The organism is Blastococcus sp. TF02A-35, from assembly GCF_004571075.1.
Taxonomy (GTDB): Bacteria; Actinomycetota; Actinomycetes; order Mycobacteriales; family Geodermatophilaceae; genus Blastococcus.
The window spans coordinates 1-19,766 of the sequence record NZ_SPQP01000007.1 but is presented as its reverse complement, the minus strand read 5'-3'; the positions used below and the strand labels follow the sequence as shown (position 1 = coordinate 19,766).

General features: G+C 77.4%; 20 protein-coding genes, 1 pseudogene and 1 riboswitch. Of the genes and pseudogenes, 5 read left to right on the top strand and 16 right to left on the bottom strand.

What is annotated here, in order from left to right; translation table 11 throughout:
- Window positions 1–14: 14 nt before the first annotated feature.
- From cobA to E4P43_RS04765, 12 genes are all read right to left on the bottom strand, one after another.
- On the bottom strand, window positions 15–1,172 hold the full coding sequence (gene cobA / locus E4P43_RS04820) for a uroporphyrinogen-III C-methyltransferase (RefSeq protein ID WP_135144285.1): 1,158 nt from the start codon (window positions 1,170–1,172) through the stop codon (window positions 15–17).
- Window positions 1,169–2,212 carry an Rv2231c family pyridoxal phosphate-dependent protein CobC gene (gene cobC, locus E4P43_RS04815; protein ID WP_135144284.1) on the bottom strand — a complete coding sequence of 348 codons (1,044 nt, stop codon included), beginning with the start codon at window positions 2,210–2,212 and terminating at the stop codon, window positions 1,169–1,171. Before cobC ends, cobA begins: the two co-directional genes overlap by 4 nt.
- Window positions 2,209–2,559, bottom strand: a complete 351-nt coding sequence (locus E4P43_RS04810) for a cobalamin biosynthesis protein (protein WP_135144283.1) — start codon at window positions 2,557–2,559, stop codon at window positions 2,209–2,211. The genes cobC and E4P43_RS04810 overlap by 4 nt, the downstream gene beginning before the upstream one ends.
- Entirely contained in the window at window positions 2,556–3,401 is an 846-nt protein-coding gene (locus E4P43_RS04805) for an ATP-binding cassette domain-containing protein (protein ID WP_135144282.1), read from the bottom strand. Before E4P43_RS04805 ends, E4P43_RS04810 begins: the two co-directional genes overlap by 4 nt.
- The gene (gene cbiQ, locus E4P43_RS04800; protein WP_135144281.1) at window positions 3,398–4,135 is read right to left on the bottom strand and encodes a cobalt ECF transporter T component CbiQ; all 738 of its coding nucleotides are present in this window, start codon (window positions 4,133–4,135) and stop codon (window positions 3,398–3,400) included. Before cbiQ ends, E4P43_RS04805 begins: the two co-directional genes overlap by 4 nt.
- Window positions 4,132–4,440, bottom strand: coding sequence for an energy-coupling factor ABC transporter substrate-binding protein (locus tag E4P43_RS04795; protein WP_135144280.1), 309 nt, complete (start codon window positions 4,438–4,440; stop codon window positions 4,132–4,134). Before E4P43_RS04795 ends, cbiQ begins: the two co-directional genes overlap by 4 nt.
- Window positions 4,437–5,129, bottom strand: coding sequence for an energy-coupling factor ABC transporter permease (locus E4P43_RS04790; RefSeq protein WP_135144279.1), 693 nt, complete (start codon window positions 5,127–5,129; stop codon window positions 4,437–4,439). The genes E4P43_RS04795 and E4P43_RS04790 overlap by 4 nt, the downstream gene beginning before the upstream one ends.
- Complete coding sequence (locus E4P43_RS04785; RefSeq protein WP_135144278.1) at window positions 5,116–6,504, bottom strand: cobyrinate a,c-diamide synthase; 1,389 nt, start codon at window positions 6,502–6,504, stop codon at window positions 5,116–5,118. Before E4P43_RS04785 ends, E4P43_RS04790 begins: the two co-directional genes overlap by 14 nt.
- Window positions 6,501–7,115: a cob(I)yrinic acid a,c-diamide adenosyltransferase gene (gene cobO, locus E4P43_RS04780; RefSeq protein WP_135144277.1), complete on the bottom strand. Its 615-nt coding sequence runs from the start codon at window positions 7,113–7,115 to the stop codon at window positions 6,501–6,503. Before cobO ends, E4P43_RS04785 begins: the two co-directional genes overlap by 4 nt.
- A complete protein-coding gene (locus E4P43_RS04775) occupies window positions 7,115–9,160 on the bottom strand; it encodes a putative cobaltochelatase (protein WP_135144276.1) in 2,046 nt (681 codons plus the stop codon). The genes cobO and E4P43_RS04775 overlap by 1 nt, the downstream gene beginning before the upstream one ends.
- A gap of 54 nt (window positions 9,161–9,214) precedes the next feature.
- A riboswitch (cobalamin riboswitch) is annotated at window positions 9,215–9,346 on the bottom strand.
- 24 nt (window positions 9,347–9,370) lie between these two features.
- Entirely contained in the window at window positions 9,371–10,885 is a 1,515-nt protein-coding gene (locus E4P43_RS04770; protein ID WP_135144275.1) for a cobyric acid synthase, read from the bottom strand.
- Complete coding sequence (locus E4P43_RS04765) at window positions 10,882–11,820, bottom strand: cobalamin biosynthesis protein (protein WP_135144274.1); 939 nt, start codon at window positions 11,818–11,820, stop codon at window positions 10,882–10,884. Before E4P43_RS04765 ends, E4P43_RS04770 begins: the two co-directional genes overlap by 4 nt.
- Before the next feature lie 53 nt (window positions 11,821–11,873).
- Between E4P43_RS04765 and cbiE the strand changes: the two genes are divergently transcribed.
- Together cbiE and cobM are read left to right on the top strand one after the other, a co-directional pair.
- Window positions 11,874–13,103, top strand: a complete 1,230-nt coding sequence (gene cbiE / locus E4P43_RS04760; RefSeq protein ID WP_135144273.1) for a precorrin-6y C5,15-methyltransferase (decarboxylating) subunit CbiE — start codon at window positions 11,874–11,876, stop codon at window positions 13,101–13,103.
- A 4-nt stretch (window positions 13,104–13,107) separates the two neighbouring features.
- Window positions 13,108–13,851: a precorrin-4 C(11)-methyltransferase gene (gene cobM, locus E4P43_RS04755; RefSeq protein WP_135144272.1), complete on the top strand. Its 744-nt coding sequence runs from the start codon at window positions 13,108–13,110 to the stop codon at window positions 13,849–13,851.
- On the opposite strand, the gene E4P43_RS04750 is transcribed toward cobM, so the two are convergent.
- Window positions 13,848–14,930, bottom strand: coding sequence for a cobalt-precorrin-5B (C(1))-methyltransferase (locus E4P43_RS04750; RefSeq protein WP_135144271.1), 1,083 nt, complete (start codon window positions 14,928–14,930; stop codon window positions 13,848–13,850). The two genes, cobM and E4P43_RS04750, sit on opposite strands and share 4 nt — an antisense overlap.
- Window positions 14,931–14,950: 20 nt before the next feature.
- Between E4P43_RS04750 and E4P43_RS04745 the strand changes: the two genes are divergently transcribed.
- Complete coding sequence (locus E4P43_RS04745; protein ID WP_245158934.1) at window positions 14,951–15,691, top strand: cobalt-precorrin-6A reductase; 741 nt, start codon at window positions 14,951–14,953, stop codon at window positions 15,689–15,691.
- Window positions 15,692–15,721: 30 nt separating this feature from the next.
- On the top strand, window positions 15,722–16,339 hold the full coding sequence (locus E4P43_RS04740) for an NAD(P)H-dependent oxidoreductase (protein WP_135144270.1): 618 nt from the start codon (window positions 15,722–15,724) through the stop codon (window positions 16,337–16,339).
- Window positions 16,340–16,348: 9 nt separating this feature from the next.
- On the opposite strand, the gene E4P43_RS04735 is transcribed toward E4P43_RS04740, so the two are convergent.
- Together E4P43_RS04735 and E4P43_RS04730 are read right to left on the bottom strand one after the other, a co-directional pair.
- Window positions 16,349–17,884 (bottom strand): precorrin-2 C(20)-methyltransferase, encoded by a 1,536-nt coding sequence (locus E4P43_RS04735; protein ID WP_280790928.1) that lies wholly within the window; start codon window positions 17,882–17,884, stop codon window positions 16,349–16,351.
- Entirely contained in the window at window positions 17,881–18,513 is a 633-nt protein-coding gene (locus E4P43_RS04730) for a precorrin-8X methylmutase (protein ID WP_135144269.1), read from the bottom strand. Before E4P43_RS04730 ends, E4P43_RS04735 begins: the two co-directional genes overlap by 4 nt.
- Before the next feature lie 91 nt (window positions 18,514–18,604).
- On the opposite strand from E4P43_RS04730, the gene E4P43_RS04725 reads away from it, so the two are divergent.
- Window positions 18,605–19,249, top strand: coding sequence for a dihydrofolate reductase family protein (locus tag E4P43_RS04725; protein ID WP_135144268.1), 645 nt, complete (start codon window positions 18,605–18,607; stop codon window positions 19,247–19,249).
- Between the two features lie 4 nt (window positions 19,250–19,253).
- Here the strand turns inward: E4P43_RS04725 and E4P43_RS04720 are convergent.
- Window positions 19,254–19,766 (bottom strand): annotated as a pseudogene (locus E4P43_RS04720) (precorrin-3B synthase); the annotation flags it as partial.

The window sequence follows — 19,766 nt, the reverse complement described above, 5'->3', positions numbered from 1 at the left end:
GGCGCCCCGGCCGCTCAGGCGTCGCCCCGGTGCGCCTCCGCCGCCAGGTCGACCACGTCACCGACGACCCACACGGCCGGGGGCCGCACGTCCTCGCGCCGGATGGTGTCCGCGAGCTCGTCGAGGGTCGTCCGGAACGTGCGCTGGCCCGACGTCGTCCCCTCGGTCACGACGGCGACCGGTGTGCCCGGCTTGCGGCCGTGCTCGACGAGCGAGGCCGCGATGGCCGGTGCGGTGTCCACGCCCATGAGGACCACGACGGTGCCCCGCAGCCGGCCGATGGCCGACCAGTCGACCAGCGACTGCGGGTGCCCCGGCGGCACGTGCCCGGAGACGACGACGAACTCGTGGGTGAGCCCGCGGTGGGTCACCGGGATGCCGGCGGTGCCGGGCACGCCGACGGCGCTGGTGACGCCGGGCACCACCTCGACCGGGACGTCGGCGGCCGCGCAGGCGAGCACCTCCTCCATGCCGCGGCCGAACACGAACGGGTCCCCGCCCTTGAGCCGCACGACGTGCTTGCCCGCGCGCGCGTGCGACACCAGCAGCGCGTTGATCTCCTCCTGGGGCATGGCGCGCCCCCGGGGCAGCTTCGAGGCGTCCACCAGCTCGACGTCGGGGCGGAGCCCGGCCACGAGCGTCCGGGGCGCCAGATGGTCGACGACGACCACGTCGGCCACCGCCAGTGCCTGCTGGCCGCGGACGGTGATCAGCCCCGGGTCGCCCGGGCCGCCCCCGACCAGGACGACCCGGCCGGGACCGCCCCGCTGCGGAGCCGGGTGCTCGTGCGGGGCCGGGTGGTCGGGCAGCGCCGTGGAGGTGCCGGGGTCGCCGGCGGTGGTGCAGAAGACACGGCAGCGCTCGGCGTCGTGCGCGACGCGCTCGTCGAGCCCGGGCTCCCCGGTGGCCGCCACGGCGTACCAGGCGTCCTGGAGGTCCCCGGACGAGTAGGGACGGCGGTGCCACGTCAGGGCGCCCGAGCCGGCCAGCGCCTCGAGGGCCGGGACGACGGTGGGGCCGACGACGGTGACCACCGCACCGGCGTCGAGCAGCCCGGCCGCCGCCCGGTAGGCGGGCGGTCCGCCTCCCACGACGACGACCTGCCGGCCCTGCAGGCGCAGGCCGACCGGGTGGAGGGGGGCCGGTGGCCGGAGCGGCGAAGGGGTGCTCACGGCATCTCCTCGGGGTCGGGAGCGGGTGCGAGTACGTCGGTGAGGGCTGCGGCGAACGCTCGGGAGACCGCCGGCTCGCGCACGGCCACCCGCAGGTGGTCGGTGGTCAGGCCGGGGAACGTGTCTCCCCGGCGCACCGCCCAGCCCCTCCGCCGGAGCTCCGCCCGGACCCGTTCGCCGTCGGGCACGCGGAGCAGGACGAAGGACGAGCGCGGGGAGCCCTCGACGGTCACCGACGGCGGCAGCGCCGCCAGGAGGGCGGCACGCCGGCCCTCGAGGTCGAGCGCAGCGGCCTCGGCCTCGGCGCGGGCGGCCGGGGTGCTGCAGGCGGCCAGTGCCGCGAGCGCGGGCGTGGACACCGGCCAGTGCGGTTGCTGCTCCGCCAGCCGGGCGACCAGGGGCGCCGGGCCGAGGGCGTAGCCGACCCGCAGGCCGGCCAGCCCCCAGGTCTTGGTCAGGCTGCGCACGACCACCAGCCCGGGCAGGTCCCGGCGGGCGGCGAGCGACTCCGGCTCCCCGGGGACGGTGTCGGCGAAGGCCTCGTCGACCAGCAGCACGCGCCCCGGGCGGGCGAGGGCGGCGACGTCGGCCGCCGGGTGGAGCACTGACGTCGGGTTCGTCGGGTTGCCCAGGACGACGAGGTCGGCGTCCTCCGGCACAGCTGCCGGGTCGAGCCGCCAGCCGTCGCCGGCGTCGAGGACCACCCGGGTGACCGGGTGGCCGGCCGCCCGCAGCGCCGCCTCCGGCTCGGTGAAGGACGGGTGGAGGACCGCGGCCAGGCGAGGCCGCACCGCCCGCGCGACGAGGACGAACGCCTCGGCGGCGCCGGCGGTGAGCAGGACCTCGTCGTCGGGACGCCCGTGCGCGGCGGCGACCGCCGTCCGGGCGGGGCCGAGGTCCGGGTACGCGGCTGCGGCGTCGATCGACGCGTGCAGGACGGCGCGCAGCCACTCCGGCGGCGCGGGGAGGCGCACGTTGACCGCCAGGTCGACCAGGCCGGGTGCCAGCTCGGCGTCACCGTGGTGGTGGAGGTCGGTCATCCGCTCGTCCCCACCGCGACCGTGACGCGGCCGTGCACGGTCTTGGGCACCGCGAGGGCGCCGCCCTCCAGCAGGGCCGCGGCCTCGGCCACCGACGCGGTGCCGACGGCCGCCGCCACCCGCGGCGACGGGGACGGCACCCGGACGCGGGCCAGCACGGCGGCCGGGTGGCCGACCAGCGGCCACCCCCGCCGGGCCGCCGCCTCCCGCAGCCCGGGCTCGTGCGCGCGGGTGTCGAGGGTGGCCAGCCGCACGGCGGAGGCGGCGGGTGGCAGCACCGCGTCCACGGCGGCCAGCACCTCGGCGGCGCTCACCCCCGTCGACGCGCCCACGCCCACGGTGATCACGGGCGCCCCACCGGTGCCGCGGGGAGGGCGGCCAGCAGGTCGCCGGCGGTGCGGGGGAGGGCACCGGGCGGCAGCAGGCCGAGCTCGCGCAGCCGCGCCCCGACGGTCAGCGTCCACGGCTGGTCCAGCCGCGCCCGCCCGAGGAGCTGCGTGTCGGCGAGGACCTCCGCGGGGCACCCCTGGACGACGGTCCGGTCCACCACGACCGCGACCTCGTCGGCCCACCGCAGCGCGAGGTCGACGTCGTGGGTGCTCATGACCACGGTGGAGTCGTGCTCCTGGAGCCGGGCGAGCGCGGCCAGCGTCTCCGACACGGCCGAGGGGTCGAGGCCGGCGGTGGGCTCGTCGAGCAGCAGCACGCACGGGCGCATGGCCACCGCCCCGGCGATCGCCACGCGCTTCCGCTCGCCGTAGGACAGCTGGTGGACCGGCCGCGCCGACAGGGGGTCGAGGGCGAGCAGGTGCAGCGCCTCGGCCACCCGGGCGCGCACGGTCCCCTCGTCCAGCCCCAGGTTGAGCGGGCCGAACGAGACGTCCTGCGCGACGGAGGCGCTGAACAGCTGGTCGTCGGGGTCCTGCAGCACCAGCTGGACGGTCTGGCGGTGCGCGCGCAGCCCGCTCCGGGAGTACGCCACCGCGCCGCCGTCGACGGTGACGCGGCCCGCCGCCGGGCGCAGCGCCCCGGACAGGCAGCGCAGCAGCGTGGTCTTGCCCGAGCCGTTCGCACCGAGCAGGGCGAGCCGCCGCCCGGCGGGCACGGTCAGCGAGGCGCCGTCGAGCACGCGGCTGCCCGGCCCGTAGCCGACGACCAGTCCCTCGGCGGCCAGGGTGCGGTGGCTCATGCGAGCACCAGCGAGGTCCCGACGATCCCGGCGAGCCCCGCCGTCGTCGCGACGAGGAAGGTGGCGGACGACGGAAGCGTCTCGGGCAGCACCCGCAGGCCCGTCTCCAGCCCGCGGCCGGCGAGCCCCTCCTGCATCCTGCGGGCCCGCTCCCACGATCGGAGCAGGACGGCGCCGGCCAGCGCGCCGGAGGAGCGGTAGGAGCGGCGCAGCGAGGAGTAGCCCATGCGTGCGGCCTGCGCCTCGCGGATGGTGCGCAGGCTGTCCAGCAGCACGAACAGCAGCCGGTAGACCACCGAGGCCACCTCGACGACGGCAGCCGGCACCCCCGCGCGCCGCAGCGCGGGCAGCAGGTCCGACACCGGTGTCGTCGTCGCCAGCAGCAGCACCGCGGCGCTCCCGGCCAGCGCGTGGCCGACGAGGGAGCCGGCGCGGGCCGCGGCGTCCGGCGCCCAGCCCGGCCCCCCGCTGCCGACCTCCACCACCGCGGTGACCGCGCCGACGGCGACGAACGCCAGCGGCCAGCGCACGGCGCGGGCGAAGGTGCGGGCGGGCACCCGGGCGGGGCCGAGGGCGAGCCCGACCGCGACGGCGCCCACCAGCACGCTGCCCGGCCAGGCCGGCAGCACGAGGGCGACGACGACCAGCCCGCCGCAGAGCAGCAGCTTGTCGCCGGGCGCGCGGCAGCGCCAGGCGCTGCCCCACGCCGCGTCGTCGACGGCCAGACCGGTCACCGCTCGCCGGCTCCCGGGGCGCTCACCGGGGTCGCGGACCGGCGGCCGCGCAGCCGGCCGAGCACGTAGCCGAGCACGCCGCCGCCCAGCGCCGCCTGCAGCGCGAACAGGCCCGACTCGACCTCGCCGGCCGGGCTGAACAGCGAGTCGAACCACGGGGTGTGGCCGTCGGCCTCGAGCTCCTCGGTGACCGCGGCGTCGGTGCCGCCGTACTCGGAGGTGCCGCCGTCGAGCAGCAGCGGCACGGCGAAGAGGGCGACGACGGCGAGGACGAGCAGCGCGTCGACGAGTCTGCGGCGGCTCATGCGGCACCTCCGGCGGGGACGACGGGAGCGGGCCGGAGGATGCCGAGCCGCTCGAGCTCCGGCCGGGCGTTGACGGTCAGCACCCGGAACAGCAGGACGCCCAGCAGCCCCTCGCCGATGGCCAGGGGGACCTGCGTGACGGCGAAGACGCCGAGGAACTTGGCCAGGGCGCCGGCCAGGCCGCTCCCCGCGTCGGGGAAGGCCAGCGCGAGCTGAAGCGACGTGGTGACGTAGGTGGCGAGGTCGGCCAGCGCGACACCGGCGAAGACGGCCGGGAGCAGGCCCGCGCCCGCCGCCCGGGCGAGCCGGTAGGCGCCGTAGCCGGCCCACGGGCCGACCACGGCGAAGGCGAAGGCGTTCGCCCCGAGCGTGGTCAGCCCGCCGTGGGCGAGGAGCAGCGCCTGGAAGAGCAGGACGACGGTGCCCAGCAGCGCCATGACCGGTGGCCGGAACAGGATCGCGCCCGGGCCGGTGCCGGTCGGGTGGCTGGAGCTGCCCGTGACCGAGGGCAGCTTGATGGCGCTCAGCACGAACGTGAACGCGCCGGCCGCGCCGAGCAGCAGCGTCGTCTCCGGGTTCTCCCGGACCTCCTTGACCACCGCGCGGGCGCCGTGGACGACGAACGGCGCGGCCGCGACGGTCCAGCCGACCGCGTGCCCCGCGGGCAGGAAACCTTCAGCGATGTGCACGGACGCTCTCCGATCGACGGGCGCAGGTGGTGACGAAGCGCTGGGCGAGCTGGGGGCTGCCGGCCCAGTGGAGGTGGAGGTAGGAGGCGTGGACGCTGCCGGCCACGAACCCCTCGGGGTGGTCCGCCGACCACCGCCACGCGCCGAGGGCCCCGGCCGGCGGGTCGGCGTGCGTGCGGTGGAACTCGTGGCCGCGCACCCGGGTGCCGGCCGGCGCGAGCACCGAGTCGCCGACGGCGACGGCCGACCGGTAGCCGAGGGTGAGCCGCGGCGACATCGCCGTCGCCACGTCCAGGACCCCGCACATGGGGATCCCGTCGAGCTCGCGGGCGAGGTAGAGCAGCCCCGCGCACTCGGCGGCCACCGGGGCGCCGCGCTCGGCGAGCGCGGCGACGTCGGCACGGAGCCGCTCGTTGGCCGAGAGCTCCGCCGCGTGCACCTCGGGGAAGCCGCCGCCGACGACGAGACCGGATGTGCCGGCCGGCAGGGCCTCGTCGCGCAGCGGGTCGAGGGTGACGACCTCCGCGCCGGCGGCCTCGAGCAGCTCGGTGTTCTCCGTGTAGCCGAAGGTGAAGGCCGGCCCGCCGGCGACCGCGATGCGGGGCCGGCCCGGTGCGGGGGCCACCTCCGCAGCCGGGTCCCAGGGGCGGGCGGGCAGCGGGGGAGCGGACCGCGCCAGCGCCAGCACGGCGTCGAGGTCGACGGAGGAGGCCACCACCTCGCCCAGCCGGCGGACCGTGGCCAGCGCGGCCTCCGAGCGCTCGGCCGCCGGGATCAGGCCCAGGTGCCGGGAGGGGGTGTGCAGCAGCTCCATGCGCCGCACGGCGCCGAGCACCGGGACCCCGGCGGCGGCCAGCGCCTCGCGGAGGATCGCCTCGTGCCGGTCGCTGCCCACCCGGTTGAGGACGACGCCGCCGAGCCGGACGCCCGGGTCGAAGGTCGCGAAGCCGTGCACGAGCGCCGCCACGGACCGGGCCTGGGAGGAGCCGTCCACCACGAGGACGACCGGCGCCCGCAGCAGCCCGGCGACGTGCGCGGTGGACGCGAAGCCGGGCTCGACGGACGGGTGCACGGCGCCGTCGAACAGCCCCATGACGCCCTCGACGACCGCGACGTCGGCCGGGCGCGGGTGCAGGGCCCCGCGCAGGAACAGGGGCGCGACCCGCTCCTCGCCGACCAGCCAGGGGTCGAGGTTGCGGCCCGGCCGGCCGGCCGCCAGACCGTGGTAGCCGGGGTCGATGTAGTCCGGGCCCACCTTGTGCGGCGAGACGGTGAGGCCGCGGGCGGTGAGCGCGGCGATCAGCCCGGTGGCCACCGACGTCTTGCCCGCGTTGCTGCTCGGCGCGGCCACGACGACCCGGGGCACGGAGGTCACCACTCGATCCCTCGCTGGCCCTTCTGGCCCGCGTCCATCGGGTGCTTGACCTTCGTCATCTCGACGACCAGGTCCGCTGCCTCGACGAGCGCGGGGTGGGCGTCGCGCCCGGTGATGACCACGTGCTGGCTGCCCGGCCGGGTGGTCAGCGTCTCGACGACGTCGTCGACGTCGACCCAGCCCCACTTCATCGGGTAGGTGAACTCGTCCAGCACGTAGAACCGGTGGGCCTCGGCGGCGAGGTCCCGCTTGATCTGCGCCCAGCCCTCGGCGGCGTCGGCGGCGTGGTCGGTCTCGGTGCCCTGCCGCCGCGACCAGCTCCAGCCGCTGCCCATCTTGTGCCAGACCACCGGGCCGCCCTCGCCGGTCTGCTCGTGCAGCCGGCCGAGCGCGGTCAGCGCGTTCTCCTCGCCGACCTTCCACTTGGCGCTCTTGACGAACTGGTAGACCGCGACCGACCAGCCCTGGTTCCACGCGCGCATCGCCATGCCGAAGGCGGCGGTGGACTTCCCCTTCATCTCGCCGGTGTGCACCACGAGCAGCGGCCGGTTGCGGCGCTGCCTCGTGGTGAGCCCGTCCTGCGGCTCGACCGCGACCTGGCCCCGGGGCATCAGGCGGCCCGGGCGGTGCGGACGGTGGCGGCGAGCGCGTCGGCGGCCAGCTGCTCCAGCCGGAGCGTCTGCGCCCCGAGGTGGGCACCCAGTGTGGCCGCGAGGCCGAGCCGGACCGGCCCGGACTCGCAGTCGACGACCACGCTCGCGGCTCCGGACGCCGCGACGAGCGCCGCCGCGGCGTGGGCCTCGGCGAGCGAGGCCCCGCCGCGCGCCCCGGTGGCCCGCCCGTCGGTGACGACGACGAGCAGCGGGCGGCGCTGCGGGTCGCGGATCCGCTCCACCCGGAGGACGTCGTGCGCCGCGAGCAGCCCCGCGGCCAGCGGCGTCCGCCCGCCGGTGGGGAGCTCGGTCAGCCGTGCGGCGGCTGCCTCCACCGACCAGGTGGGCGGGAGCGCGACCTCGGCCCCGGACCCGCGGAAGGTGACCATGCCGACCTTGTCGCGGCGCTGGTAGGCGTCGAGCAGCAGCGACAGGACCGCACCCTTGACCGCGCCCATCCGCGCCCGCGAGCCCATCGAGCCGCTGGCGTCCACGACGAAGAGGACGAGGTTGCCCTCGCGCCCCTCGAGGGTGGCCTGGCGCAGGTCCTCGCGGGCGATCCGCAGGCCCGGGCCGGTGCGGCCGCGTGCCTTCTGGTGCGGAGCGGCGGCCAGCACCGTGTCGGCCAGGTGCAGCTTCGTGACGGTGCCCGCCGGGCGGGTGGAGCCGACGACCCGGCCGCGCTCCGAGCGGGCTCGCGACCGGCGGCCGGACGCGCCCGCGCCGATGCCGGGGACCTCGAGCCGCCGTGCGCGGAACGGGTCCGACGGCGCGACGGCGGCCCGCTCGGGAGCCGGGGCGGCCGACGTCGAGCCACCGCCCTCACCGCGCGGCGCGGTGGCGGGCCCGCCCTCAGGGCCGGAATGGCCATCTTGGCCCTCGGGAGGTCCGGACGGCGGCGGGGGAGGCGGGCTGCCCCCGTCCTCGGGGCCGTCGCTCTGGGGGCCGTCGTTCTGGGGGCCGTCGTCGTCGGGGCCGCCGTCGTCGGGGCGGCTGTCGGACAGCGCCTGGTCGAGGGTGTCCTCGTCGAGGCCGGGGGCGTCGAAGGGGTTGCGGCGGCGGCGGTGGGGCAGGGCGAGGCGGGCGGCCACGCGGACGTCGTCCTCGGTCACCTCGTCGCGGCCGCACCAGGCGGCGTGCGCGATGGCGGCGCGGGCGGTGACCAGGTCGGCGCGCAGGCCGTCGACGTCGAAGGCGGCGCAGACCGCGGTCACCTGCTGCAGGGCGGCGTCGGAGAGGACGACGTGCGGCAGTCGGGCACGCGCGGCGGCGATGCGCTCGGCGAGCGCGGTCTCCTCGCCCGACCACGCGGCGGCGAAGCCGGCCGGGTCGGCGTCGGAGGCGAACCGGCGGCGCACCACCTCGGCGCGCTCGGCCGGGTCGCGGGGCGCGGCCACCTCGACGGTCAGGCCGAACCGGTCGAGCAGCTGCGGCCGGAGCTCGCCCTCCTCGGGGTTCATCGTCCCGACCAGCAGGAACCGGGCGGCGTGCCGGACGGACACGCCCTCGCGCTCGACGTAGGCGGTGCCCATCGCGGCGGCGTCCAGCAGCAGGTCGACCAGGTGGTCGTGCAGCAGGTTGACCTCGTCGACGTAGAGCACGCCCCGGTGGGCGGCGGCCAGCAGGCCGGGCTCGAACGCCTTCACGCCCTCGGTGAGCGCGCGCTCCAGGTCCAGGGAGCCGACGACTCGGTCCTCGGACGCGCCGACCGGCAGCTCGACCAGCCGCGCCGGGCGGGCCGGGTGGGCGGGACGGGCCGCCGCGGGCTCGTGCGGGCCGTCCGGGCACCCGGGGTCCGGGGCCGCGGGGTCGCAGGCGAAGCGGCAGCCGGGCACGACGGCGACCGGCGGCAGCACGGCGGCCAGGGCGCGGACCGTCGTCGACTTCGCCGTGCCCTTCTCACCGCGCACCAGGACCCCGCCGACGGCGGGGGAGACGGCGTTGAGCAGCAGGGCCAGCCGCATGTCGTCCATGCCGACGACGGCGCTGAAGGGGTAGGTCATGCGCGAACACGGCGCACAGGAACACGCGTCCTCTCCCCGGGTGTCCACGCCCGGAGGTGGCAGGAGCGCGACGGCGGGAGTTCCTGACTAACCGGAGAACCGGCTCACAGTGGCGGGACCGCGCCGGAATCTCACCGGGCTTCCTCCACTGCCGTCGCGTGTGGTGGCGTCATGGAACCACAACCGGCGCCCCGGCCGACAGCCCCGGGGTCAGCCGGCGGCCGAGCCCGGCGGGAGCAGCGGCAGGCCGGGCGGGGGACCGGTCTCGACCAGCCGCCACAGCGCCGCGGTGTCGGCGTGCTCGGTGACGAGGTCCCCGAGCCGGTCCAGCCGGGCCTCGCGGACGGCGGCGAAGTCGGTGTCCGGGGCGGGCACGAACCGGCGGCCGGTGGTCCGCGCGACCTCGGCGAGGAAGGCGCGGCGGAAGCCGTCGTTCTCCAGCGCCCCGTGCCACGTGGTGCCGGACACCGACCCGGCGCGGGCGCCGTCGAGGAACGGCTCGGCGGCCGGGGTGCCGGAGTCCCAGTCGACGGTGACCACGCCGTGGTGGATCTCGTACCCGTGGACCGGGTGGCCGAGCGCCGAGCCGGAGGGGCGGCCCAGCGTCTTCTCCGGGGCGAAGCGCACCTCGGTGGGCAGCAGCCCGAGCCCCTCGACGGTGCCGGCGCGGGACTCCACGTCGTCGGTGATGGAGCGCGCCAGCATCTGGTGCCCGCCGCAGATGCCGAGGACGGGACCGCCCGCGGCGGCGTGCCGGGCGACCGCGTCGGCCAGGCCGGTCGACCGCAGCCAGGCCAGGTCCGCGACGGTCGACCGGGTGCCGGGCAGCACCACCAGGTCGGCGTCGGCGAGCTCCTCGGGGCGGGTCACGTACCGGACGAGCACGCCCGGCTCGGCGGCCAGGGCGTCGAGGTCGGTGAAGTTGGAGAGCCGGGGCAGCCGGGCGACCGCGACCCGCAGCACGTCCTCGCCGTGCGGCGGCGCGGCCAGGGCGCCGCCCACCGGGATGCCGAGCGAGTCCTCGACGTCGAGCTCCAGGCCGCCGAGCCAGGGCAGCACGCCCAGGGTCGGGCGGCCGGTGAGCCGCTCCAGCTCGACCAGGCCGGGCTCGAGCAGGCGGGCGTCGCCGCGGAACTTGTTGACCAGGAACCCGGCGACCAGCCGCTGGTCGGCCGGCGGCATCAGGGCGACCGTGCCGTAGAGCGCAGGGAACAGCCCGCCGCGGTCGATGTCGCCGACGACCAGGACGGGCAGCTGCGCGGCGGTCGCCAGCCCCATGTTGGCGATGTCGTCGGCGCGCAGGTTGATCTCGGTGGGGGAGCCCGCGCCCTCGCAGACCACGACGTCGAAGCGGGAGCGCAGGTCGGCCAGGCTGGCCAGGACCTGCTCCAGCAGCGCCGCCTTCATCGGCCGGTAGGACAGCGCGGTGACGTCGGCGACCGCCCGGCCGAGCACCACGACCTGGCTGGAGTTGCCGCCGCCGGGCTTGAGCAGCACCGGGTTCATCGCCGCCTCCGGCTCCACCCGGGCCGCCGCGGCCTGCATCACCTGGGCGCGGCCGATCTCGGCCCCGTCCAGGGTGACCATCGAGTTGTTGCTCATGTTCTGCGCCTTGAACGGCGCGACCGAGACGCCCTGGCGCACCAGCCACCGGCAGATGCCCGCGGTGACCACCGACTTGCCGGCGTCCGACGTGGTGCCGGCGACCAGCAGCGCCCCGCTCACGAGCGCGCCCGCAGCAGCCGCGCGGTCGCGGCGAGCAGGGCGGCGCTGACCCACACCGCCCGCGAGAGCCGGACGGCCGGGCCGATGTCGGCCGGCCCGGGCGCGCGGCCGTCGCCCAGCGCCGGCCGGACCTCCACCCGCGACCCGTACACGTTGCGCCCGCCCAGCGTCACGCCGAGCGCGCCGGCCGCCGCGGCCTCGCACCGGCCGGAGTTGGGGCTGGGGTGGGCCGCACCGTCGCGGAGCCAGGTGCGCAGCGCCCCGCCGGCCGAGCCGCCGGTGAGCGGCGCGCAGAGCACGGTCAGCGCCGCGGTGAGCCGGGCCGGCACCCAGTTGGCGACGTCGTCGAGGCGGGCGGCGGCCCAGCCGAACCGCTCGTACCGCGCGGAGCGGTACCCGACCATCGCGTCGAGGGTGTTCACCGCCCGGTAGCCCAGCAGCCCCGGCAGCCCGGCGACCGCGCCCCAGAACAGCGGGGCGACCGCCGCGTCGGAGGTGTTCTCCGCGACCGACTCGACGGTCGCCCGGGCCAGCCCGTCGGCCTCCAGCACGCTCGGGTCGCGGCCGGCCAGCGCCGGCAGGGCAGCCCGGCCAGCCGCGAGGTCGCCGGCCTCCAGCGCGGCTCGCATGCGACCGGCCGCCCGGCCCAGGGAGGTGCCGCCGAGCACCGCCCAGGTGGCCGCGGCGGTGGCGAGCGACCGGGCGACCGGGTGGCGCCGCGTTCCCCGGTCGGCCAGGACGCCGAGCCCGGTGGCCGCCGCGACGAGCCCGACGGCGTAGCCGCTGCCGACCGCCCGGGAGTCGCGCCAGACCGCCCGCTCGACGGCGCCGGCGACCGTGCCGAACCCGGCCACCGGATGGGCGCGCCGGGGGTCGGCGAGCAGCAGGTCGGCGGCGGCGCCCAGCGCCAGGCCGGCCGCGATCGGGGTGTCCATCGGCCCCATCGTGTCAACCGCCTCCGACGGGCCGGTGCCTAGGATCGCCCGTCGTGCGTGCTGACGAGCGGGACGGGCCCGCGCCGGTGACCGTCGTGGGCATCGGCGCCGACGGCTGGGACGGCCTCGCGCCGGCGGCCCGGCGGGCGGTCGGGGCCGCCGAGGTGCTGCGCGGCAGCGCCCGGCAGCTGGCGCTCGTCCCGGCCGGGGTGGTGGCCGAGCGCGTGCCCTGGCCCTCGCCGATGGCGCCGGCCTTGGCGGGGCTGCTCGACGCGCACCCCGGCCGGCGGGTGGTGGTGCTGGCCAGCGGGGACCCGATGCTCTCTGGTGTCGGCACCTCCCTGGTGCGGCTGCACGGCGCCGACGCGGTGCGCGTGCTCCCGCACCCCTCCTCGGTCAGCCTGGCCTGCGCCCGGCTGGGGTGGGCGGTCGAGGAGACCGCCGTCGTGACCGTCGTCGGTCGCGCCCTCGAGCTGGTGGCACCGCACGTGACGCCCGGGCGGCGGCTGCTCGTGCTCGGCTCCGACGGCGGCACCCCGGCCGAGGTCGCCGCGCTGTGCGCCCGGCTCGGCTACGGCGCGAGCCGGGTCACCGCCCTCGCCCAGCTCGGCGGGCCCGGCGAGCACGCGCTCACCGGGTCGGCCGCGGGCTGGCCGCACGGCGTCGTCGACCCGCTGGTCGTGACCGCCGTCGAGGCCGTCGCCGACGCCGGCACGGTGCCGCTGCCGACGGTCCCGGGGCTGCCCGACGCCGCCTTCGAGGACGACGGCCAGCTGACCAAGCGCGAGGTCCGCGCCGTCACCCTCGCCCAGCTCGCGCCGCTGCCCGGGCGGCTGCTGTGGGACGTCGGCGCGGGCGCGGGGTCGGTCGGCATCGAGTGGATGCGCGCGCACCCCTCCTGCCGGGCGGTCGCGGTCGAGTCGCACCCCGACCGGGCCGCGCGCATCGCGCGCAACGCGGCGCGGCTCGGCGTGCCGGGCCTGCAGGTCGTCGAGGGCCGGGCGCCCGAGGTGCTGGCCGGGCTGCCGGCCCCCGACGCCGTCTTCGTCGGCGGCGGGGCCACGACCCCCGAGCTGCTCGAGACCTGCTGGGCGGCGCTGCCTCCCGGTGGCCGGCTCGTGGCCAACGCCGTCACCGTGGAGAGCGAGGCGGTGCTGGCCGGCTGGTTCGCGCGGGTCGGGGGCGAGCTGGTCCGGGTCGCCGTCCAGCGCGCGCAGCCGGTGGGCGCCTACACCGGATGGAAGGCGGCGATGCCGGTCACGATCTTCTCCGTGGTTCGGTAGCGCCATGACCGTGCACTTCATCGGGGCCGGCCCGGGTGCGGCGGACCTGGTCACCGTCCGGGCCGGCCGCCTGATCGCCACCGCCCCGGTCTGCCTGTACGCCGGCGCCCTGGTGCCGCGCGAGCTGCTGGACACCGCCCCGCCCGGCGCCCGGCTGGTCGACACCGCCGACCTCGACCTCGACCAGATCACCGCGGAGCTGCTGGCCGCCCACGAGGCCGGGCACGACGTGGCCCGGCTGCACTCCGGCGACCCGTCGGTCTACAGCGCGATGGCCGAGCAGATGCGCCGGCTCGACGCGCTCGGCGTGCCCTACGACGTCGTCCCGGGGGTGCCGGCGTTCGCCGCCGCGGCGGCCTCGCTCAAGCGCGAGCTGACGGTGCCCGGGGTGGGCCAGACGGTCATCCTCACGCGCACGTCGGCCCGCTCGACGCCCATGCCCGAGGGCGAGGACCTCGCCACGCTCGGGGCCTCGCGGGCGACGATGGTGCTGCACCTGGCCGTGCAGCGGATCGCCGAGCTGGTGCCCGAGCTGGTGCCGCACTACGGCGCCGACTGCCCGGTCGCCGTCGTGGCGCGGGCGAGCCGGGACGACGAGCTGGTCCTGCGGGGCACGCTCGCCGACATCGCGGGGCAGGTCGAGGCCGCCGGGGTGCGGCGGACCGCTGTGGTGGTCGTCGGTGCGGTGCTGACCGCCGGCGAGTTCCCCGACAGCCACCTGTACTCGACGACGAGATGCCGCAGCTAGGCCCGACCGACGACGGTGCCGCCGCGGTCGATGACCACGACGTCGACCTCCACCGGCGCGCCGCGGAGGACGCCGAGCGCGGTCTCCCGCGCGCCGGCGGCGACCAGGTCGCCGAGCGGCAGCCCGGCCGCCTGGCACTGCTGCAGCGCGTCGAGCGCGGTGTTCGCCGCCCGGACGCCCTCGACCAGCTCCGGCGGGCCGCCGGCGTCACGGACCATGGCGGCCAGCGACTCCGTCGACACCTGGGAGCGGCCCGAGTGCAGGTCCAGGTGCCCGTCGGCCAGCTTCGCCAGCTTGCCGATGCCGCCGGCGACGGTCAGGCGCGGGACCGGGTGCCGGCGGAGGTACTTGAGCACCGCGCCGGCGAAGTCCCCCATGTCCAGCAGCGCGTCCTCGGGCAGCCCGTACAGCCCGGTGACCACCCGCTCGCTGGTCGAGCCGGTGCAGCCGGCCACGTGCTGGTGACCCGCCGCCCGCGCCACGTCGATGCCGCGGCGGATCGAGTCGATCCACGACGAGCAGGAGTACGGGACGACGACGCCGGTGGTGCCCAGGATCGACAGCCCGCCGAGGATGCCCAGCCGCGGGTTCCAGGTCCTCCGCGCCAGCTCCTCGCCGTGCTCGACGGAGATCTCGACGACGACGTCGCCGGTGCCGCCGTGCCGGGCGGCGACCGCCGCCACGTGCTCGCGCATGAACTGCCGGGGCATCGGGTTGATCGCCGGCTCGCCGACGGGCAGCGGGAGGCCCGGCTTGGTGACGGTGCCGACGCCCTCGCCGGCGCGGAAGACGACCCCGGTGCCGGGCCCGCCGTGCGTCACCCGGGCCGAGACGAGCGCCCCGTGCGTGACGTCCGGGTCGTCCCCGGCGTCCTTGACCACGCCGACGGTCGCGGCACCCTCCACCAGCGCCTCCGTGGCCAGGGCGAACGAGGGGTGCTTGTCGTTCGGGAGGTCGATGGTCACCGGGTCGGGGAACTCGCCGGTGAGCAGCGCGGTGTAGGCGGCCGTGGTGGCGGCGGTGGCGCAGGCGCCCGTCGTCCACCCGTACCGCAGCCCCGTGGCGCCGTCCCTGCTCACGCGACCAGCATGCCTGGGCGGTGCGCGTGACTAGCCGGGTGCTGGTCCTGGGCGGCACCGGCGAGGCCCGCCGGCTGGCCGCCGCGCTGGTCGACGACGGGGTCGACGTGCTCACCTCGCTCGCCGGGCGGGTGGCCGACCCGGTGCTGCCGGCGGGGGAGGTGCGCGTCGGTGGCTTCGGCGGGGCCGAGGGGCTCGGGGACTGGCTGCGGGCCCACCCGGTGCGGGCGGTGGTCGACGCGACGCACCCGTTCGCGGCGGTCATGACCGCCTCGGCGGCCCGTGCGGCGGAGGCGACCGGCACGCCGCTGCTTCGCCTGCAGCGCCCCGGCTGGACCCCTCAGCCGGGCGACGACTGGCGCTGGGTGGGGTCGCTGCGGGAGGCCGCCGACGCCGTCGCCGGGTTCGGGTCGGTGTTCCTCACGACGGGGCGCCAGGGGCTGCGCGCCTTCGCCGACCTCCCCGGCCGCTGCCTGGTCCGCTCCGTCGACCCGCCGGAGCCGCCGCTGCCCGCGCGCACCACCGTCGTCTTGGCCCGCGGCCCGTTCACCGTGGGGGCGGAGCTGGCGCTCATGCGGGAGCACGCCGTCGAGGTCGTCGTCACCAAGGACTCCGGCGGCCACCTGACCGAGGCCAAGCTGACCGCTGCCCGGCAGCTCGAGATCCCGGTCGTGCTCGTCCGCCGCCCGCCGCTCCCTCCGGGGGTGGCGACCGCGGCGACGGTCGAGGAGGCGCTGGCCTGGGTCGCCGGACATGTGTGAACGCCCAGGTCGGATGGGCAGGTGCCCGGCATGACCGAGTCCGCGCCCCTGCGCGCCCTTGCCCTCGTGTGCAGCCTCAAGCCCACCCCCGCGCCCTCCAGCAGCGACCTGATGGCCCGCCAGGTCCTCGACGAGCTGGGGAAGCACGGCGTCACCGGCGACGTCGTCCGCGTGGTCGACCACGACGTCAAGCCGGGCGTCGAGGTGGACATGGGCGAGGGCGACGCGTGGCCGGCGATCCGCGAGCGGATGATGGCCGCCGACATCCTGGTCCTCGCGACCCCGACCTGGGTCGGGCACATGAGCAGCGTGGCCCAGCGGGTGCTCGAGCGGCTCGACGGCGAGCTCAGCGAGACCGACGACAGCGGGCGCCCGCTCGTGACCGGGAAGGTCGCCGTCGTCGCCGTCGTCGGCAACGAGGACGGCGCGCACAAGATCATCGCCGACGCGTTCCAGGGGCTGGGCGACATCGGCTTCACCATCCCGGCCCAGGGCTCGACCTACTGGAACGACCAGGCCATGGGCGGCACCGACTACCTGGAGCTGGACGAGACGCCCGAGGCGGTGGCCTCCACGACCGCGACCATGGCCGAGAACGCCGCCCACCTCGCCCGGGCGCTCAGGGCCGCCCCGTACCCGGGGCGGTGAGCGCCTGCCCTAGGGGTAGGTCCGCGGTGTGAGGACGGCACCGGACGGGGTGGTCCGGGTGCGCGACGAGCCGATGATCAGCAGGCAGCGCATGTCGACGGTCTCCGGGTCGAGCTCGCCGAGGGTGCTCACGGTGAGCCGCTCCTCCGGGCCGCCGACGTCGCGGCCGACCACGACCACGGTGTCCGGCGACCGGACCTCCAGGAGCGCCGCCCGAGCTTCGCCCAGCTGGTGCGGGCGGTGCTTGGACCGGGGGTTGTAGAGGGCGATCACCAGGTCCGCTGCCGCGGCGTGCCGGAGGCGGTCGAGCACGACCTCCCACGGCTTGAGGACGTCGGAGAGCGAGAGCACGCAGAAGTCGTGCCCCAGCGGGGCGCCGGCCCGTGAGGCCACCGCCTGCGCAGCGGTCAGCCCCGGGACGACCCGCACCGGGACGCCCTCGAACTCCGGCCGGCCGGCGACCTCGAGCACCGCGGCGGCCATGGCGAAGACGCCGGGGTCACCGCTGGACACCACCGCGACCCGCCGTCCGGACCGGGCCAGCTCCAGCGCGTGGGCGGCCCGCTCGGCCTCCACCCGGTTGTCGGTCGGGAACCGCTCCTGGCGCGGGTTGGCCGGCACGCGGTCCAGGTACGGGCCGTAGCCGATGAGCACCTCGGCGGTGGCCAGCGCGTCGGCCGCCTCGGGCGTCGTCCAGTAGCGCGCGCCGGGGCCGAGGCCCACGACGACCACCTCGCCGGCGGGCGCTCCGTCCTCGGCGGCCCGTTCCGCCACCGGCAGCTCGCCGGTCAGCGGGCTGGGCAGGAGGGCGAGGGAGAAGTACGGGACGCTCGCCGGGTCGACGTCGGCCAGTGGCAGCGTGCGCTGCCCCTCGGAGGTCGCCCGCTCGACGTAGAGCGCCCGGTCCAGGACGCCGGCGCGGTCGAAAGCCTCGCGGACCTGCGGGAACGTGCGGCCGAGCTTCATCACCGCGGCCGAGTCGGTGGTCGCCAGCCACTCGGCCAGCTCCTCGGCCGGCAGGGTGCCGGGCAGCACGGTGAGCACCTCGTCCCGCTCCACGAGCGGCCGGCCGACCGCCGCGGCGGCACCGGCGACGCTGGTCACGCCCGGCACGACCTCGGTCGGGTACCGGTGCGCGAGGCGCTTGTGCATGTGCATGTACGAGCCGTAGAAGAACGGGTCGCCCTCGGCGAGCACGACGACGTCGCGCCCCGCGTCGAGGTGGGCGGCCAGGCGCGCCGCGGCGGCCTCGTAGAACTCGTCGATCGCGCCCTGGTAGCCACCCGGGTGGTCGGTGGTCTCGGTGGTGACGGGGTAGACCAGCAGCTCCTCGACCTGCCCCTCGCGCAGGTAGGGCGCGGCGATACCGCGGGCGACCGACCGGCCGTGCCGGGCGGCGTGGAAGGCCACGACGTCGGCCGCGCCGATCAGCCGGGCGGCCTTCACCGACACCAGCTCCGGGTCGCCGGGGCCCAGCCCCACCCCGTACAGCCGCCCGGTCAGGCGCCCCTCCCCAGGGCCGGAACAGCCATTCCGGCCCCTCATTCGACGTCGCTCGCGATCGCGTTGACCGCGGCCGCGGTGATGGCGCTGCCGCCCCGGCGACCGCGGACCACGAGGAAGTCCAGGTCGGAGGCGGCGAGGGCGTCCTTGGACTCGGCGGCCCCGATGAAGCCGACCGGGATGCCCAGGACGGCCGCCGGCCGGGGCCCGCCCGCGGCCACCATCTCCAGCAGGTGGAACAGCGCGGTGGGGGCGTTGCCGATGGCCACCACGGCGCCCTCGAGCCGGTCCCGCCACAGCTCCAGCGCGGCCGCGGTGCGGGTGGTGCCGAGCTCCACGGCGAGCGCGGGGGTGCGCGGGTCGTTCAGCGTGCAGACGACGTCGTTGTCCTTCGGCAGCCGGCGCCGGGTGACCCCGGAGGCCACCATCTGCACGTCGCAGAGCACGGGCGCACCGGCGTCGAGGGCCGCCCGGGCGCGCCGGACCACGGCGGGGGAGTACGCCACGTCCTCGACCAGGTCCACCTGCCCGCAGGCGTGGATCATGCGCACCGCCACCCGGGCGACGTCCTCGGGCATGCCGCCGAGGTCGGCCTCGGCGCGGATGGTCGCGAACGACTGCCGGTAGATCTCGGCGCCGTCCTTCTCGTACTCGTACCTCTGCTCGGACATCGGCGAGGAGGCTACGTCCCGCACCGCCGATGACTTCGGCTGCCCGCGGCGGTCCACCCCTCGTCGACCACCCGCCACCGGAGGCCAGCCCGTGGAACAGCTGCTCAGAGTCCAGAACTTCACCGTGTCGAGAGACGGCTTCGGCGCCGGCGAGGGCCAGAGCCTGGAACGGCCGTTCGGCCACGCCGACCCGATGGCCCTGATGTCCTGGGCCGTCGCCACCGCGAGCTTCCCCAACCGCACGGCCCCCGGGGGCAGCCGCGGCCTCGACGACTGCTTCACGCGGGACTTCGGCCACGGCATCGGCGCCGAGATCATGGGCCGCAACAAGTTCGGCCCCCAGCGCGGCCCGTGGGAGGACCACCAGTGGCAGGGCTGGTGGGGCGACGAGCCGCCGTTCCACACCCCGGTGTTCGTCATGACCCACCACGAGCGGCCGTCGTTCACGCTGTCGGACACCACCTTCCACTTCGTCGGCGGCGACCCGGCCACGGTGCTGGACCGGGCACGGGAGGCGGCCGGGCGGAAGGACGTCCGGCTCGGTGGTGGGGCGACGGTGATCCGCCAGTTCCTCGACGCCGACCTCGTCGACACGCTGCACGTGGCCGTCGCACCGCTGGAGCTCGGGTCCGGTACCCGGCTGTGGGAGTCACCCGACGAGCTGCGCGACCGCTTCCACTGCGACGTCGTCCCCAGCCCGAGCGGCGTGACCCACCACCTGTTCTGGCGGAGGTGAGCGCTCAGCCGACCCGGTAGCCGCTCGGCGTCGCGACCACGTCCACGACGTCCCCGGACGGCCGGCCGCACCGGCGCTCGCAGCCGACCCAGTGCTGCCTCGCCCCGTCGGCCGGGAGCGTTCCGGCGCGCACCGCGGCGGTGGCGTCGGCCCGCACGTCGGCCAGCGACTTCCGGCAGCCGGGGAGGCCCGCGCACGCGGTGACGCGGAGCCAGGCGCTGCCGGGGTCGAGCACGAGCCCGGCAGCCGAGAGCCCCTCCGCCGCGGACGCGTCCGGCAGGTCCGGGACGACGACGCTGCGCCACGGGGTCAGCTGCAGGTCCCGGGCCGCGGTGCCGGCCAGCAGCTCGGCCTGCCCGGCGGTCAGCCGGCCGAGCGGGACGACGGCGACCAGCGCGGTGCGGCCGTCGTCCTGGGCGACCGCGCCGGCCGGCCCGGCGGGCGGGGGTCCGGCGCCGTCCGGCGCGGGGACGACGGCGGTCGTCCCCGCCACGACCGGGTCGCCGGACCGGAGATC

Coding starts and splice junctions, on each gene's coding strand:
- cobC (WP_135144284.1), bottom strand. CDS start 2,212: ATGACCGACCTCCACCACCACGGTGACGCCGAGCTGGCACCCGGCCTG.
- E4P43_RS04805 (WP_135144282.1), bottom strand. CDS start 3,401: ATGAGCCACCGCACCCTGGCCGCCGAGGGACTGGTCGTCGGCTACGGG.
- E4P43_RS04795 (WP_135144280.1), bottom strand. CDS start 4,440: ATGAGCCGCCGCAGACTCGTCGACGCGCTGCTCGTCCTCGCCGTCGTC.
- cobO (WP_135144277.1), bottom strand. CDS start 7,115: ATGCCCCGGGGCCAGGTCGCGGTCGAGCCGCAGGACGGGCTCACCACG.
- E4P43_RS04775 (WP_135144276.1), bottom strand. CDS start 9,160: ATGACCTACCCCTTCAGCGCCGTCGTCGGCATGGACGACATGCGGCTG.
- E4P43_RS04765 (WP_135144274.1), bottom strand. CDS start 11,820: ATGGACACCCCGATCGCGGCCGGCCTGGCGCTGGGCGCCGCCGCCGAC.
- cobM (WP_135144272.1), top strand. CDS start 13,108: ATGACCGTGCACTTCATCGGGGCCGGCCCGGGTGCGGCGGACCTGGTC.
- E4P43_RS04740 (WP_135144270.1), top strand. CDS start 15,722: ATGACCGAGTCCGCGCCCCTGCGCGCCCTTGCCCTCGTGTGCAGCCTC.
- E4P43_RS04735 (WP_280790928.1), bottom strand. CDS start 17,884: ATGAGGGGCCGGAATGGCTGTTCCGGCCCTGGGGAGGGGCGCCTGACC.
- E4P43_RS04730 (WP_135144269.1), bottom strand. CDS start 18,513: ATGTCCGAGCAGAGGTACGAGTACGAGAAGGACGGCGCCGAGATCTAC.